1 protein-coding gene is annotated in these 374 nt (G+C 64.4%); it reads left to right on the top strand.

The window, feature by feature from the left end; genetic code table 11:
• Window positions 1-374 (top strand): AMP-binding protein (locus MWU54_RS18875; RefSeq protein ID WP_247086763.1); only part of this gene is annotated, 374 nt, incomplete at both ends.

Below are 374 nucleotides of genomic sequence, written 5' to 3'. Positions count from 1 at the left end.
TACAACGACGTCATCGGTGGCGGCCGCTGCCCCATCGTGGACACCTGGTGGCAGACCGAAACCGGCGGGCACCTGCTGACCCCGCTGCCCGGCGCACATGCAACCAAGCCGGGATCGGCGATGAAGCCGTTCTTTGGCGTGATGCCCGTGGTGCTGGATCCTCAAACGGGCGAGGAAATCCATGCCAGCCCGACCGAAGGCGTGCTGGCGCTCAAGGACAGCTGGCCGGGCCAGATGCGCACCGTCTGGGGCGATCACGAGCGGTTCGAGAAGACGTATTTCTCGGACTACAAGGGCTATTACTTCTCGGGCGACGGCTGCAAGCGCGACGCCGACGGGGATTACTGGATCACCGGCCGTGTGGACGATGTGAT

This window comes from Marivita sp. S6314 (genome assembly GCF_023015985.1).
In the GTDB taxonomy this organism is placed as follows: domain Bacteria; phylum Pseudomonadota; class Alphaproteobacteria; order Rhodobacterales; family Rhodobacteraceae; genus Marivita.
The sequence above is the reverse complement of the archived record's forward strand: the minus strand, read 5'-3'. Positions and strand labels throughout refer to the sequence as shown.